Genomic DNA, 735 nt, shown 5'->3' with positions numbered 1-735 from the left:
GACCCGATCCTTGCCCTGCTGACGCCCCTGCGACGTTACGCCTTTGCCCTGACCCGCGACCGGGCCGAGGCGGACGACCTTGTCCAGGATGCCTTGTTGCGCGGTCATGAACAGCGCCAACAGCTTGCGGCGGGCAGGGCGCCGGGGCCGTGGCTGCGCGCGATCCTGCGCAACCGCTTCCTGGACCGCCGCCGCCAGGCGCAAAGCGAAGGCCGGCGCGAGGCGGATTATGCCAAGCTGTCCCCGCAGGTGGTCGATGCTCCTCAGGACAGCGCCCTGCGCCTGTCGCAGCTGCGCCGGGCATTCCTGGAACTGCCCGAGGAGCAGCGCGAGGCCCTGGAACTGGTTGCGGTCGAAGGCCTCTCCTATGCCGAGGCGGGGGCCGTGATCGGGGTGCCGCCCGGCACGGTGATGTCGCGCGTCTCGCGGGCCCGCGCCTGGCTGCGCGCCTTCGAGGACGGCGAGGCCCCGCGCAAGCCCTCGCTCAAACTGGTGGGAGGTCACGATGCTGAACACTGACGCGCAGATCACCGATCTGGACCTGGACGCCTATGTGGACGGCCAGTTGACGGACGCCCAGAGGTCCGAGGTCGAGGCGCACTTGTCCCGCCATCCCGAGGCCGCGGCCCGCGTGATGCGCGACCTGGCGCTGAACCGCGACCTGCGGCGTGCCCTGGCGCCGCCGCCCATGCCCCGTCCGCTGCTGGGCGCGGCACGGCGCTTGGTGCTGGCGCG

2 protein-coding genes are annotated in these 735 nt (G+C 72.1%); both read left to right on the top strand.

Going from position 1 to position 735, the window contains the following annotated elements:
• Nucleotides 1–519 (top strand): sigma-70 family RNA polymerase sigma factor (locus CK944_RS22410; RefSeq protein WP_205049146.1); only part of this gene is annotated, 519 nt, incomplete at its 5' end.
• On the top strand, nucleotides 506–735 hold a 230-nt coding region (locus CK944_RS22405; protein WP_192877804.1), incomplete at its 3' end, for an anti-sigma factor. The genes CK944_RS22410 and CK944_RS22405, both read left to right, overlap by 14 nt.

This window comes from Paracoccus sp. SY (genome assembly GCF_002901215.1).
Taxonomy (GTDB): Bacteria; Pseudomonadota; Alphaproteobacteria; order Rhodobacterales; family Rhodobacteraceae; genus Paracoccus; species Paracoccus acridae.
Note: the sequence above shows the minus strand (reverse complement) of the source record. Positions and strands in the feature narration are given on the sequence as shown.